Raw genomic sequence first — 530 nt, 5'->3', positions numbered from 1 at the left:
TGCATTCTGACGCTGACTGCCATCGCCATTTACCTCGGTTTGGATATCCGCACCGTCGGTGACATGGGCCAACTGCCTGATACGCTCCCGATCTTCCTCTGGCCTGAAGTTCCGCTGAATTTTGAAACCCTGCGCATCATTTTCCCGTACTCGGCTGCGTTGGCAGTAGTGGGTCTACTCGAATCAATGATGACCGCGACCATCGTCGACGACCTTACCGACACCACCAGCAACAAAAACCGCGAGTGCAAAGGCCAGGGTGTGGCCAACATCGCTGCCGGCATGCTTGGCGGCATGGCAGGTTGCGCCATGATCGGCCAGTCGATCATCAACGTGAAATCTGGTGGCCGCACCCGTCTCTCGACATTGTGTGCCGGCGTTTTCCTGCTGCTGATGGTGGTATTTCTTGGCGAGTGGCTCTCCAAAATCCCTATGGCGGCACTCGTGGCTGTGATGATCATGGTGTCCATCGGCACCTTTAGCTGGGATTCCTTGCGTAATCTGAAAGAGCATCCGCTGTCGACCAACCT

Annotated in this window: 1 protein-coding gene; it reads left to right on the top strand. The window is 56.0% G+C overall.

The window, feature by feature from the left end; all coding sequences use genetic code 11:
• A partial coding sequence (locus AC07XM_RS31105; RefSeq protein WP_146018949.1) for a SulP family inorganic anion transporter occupies nt 1-530 on the top strand: 530 nt, incomplete at both ends.

The sequence above is a fragment of the Pseudomonas sp. GW460-LB5 genome, from assembly GCF_059423245.1.
Note: the sequence above shows the minus strand (reverse complement) of the source record. Positions and strands in the feature narration are given on the sequence as shown.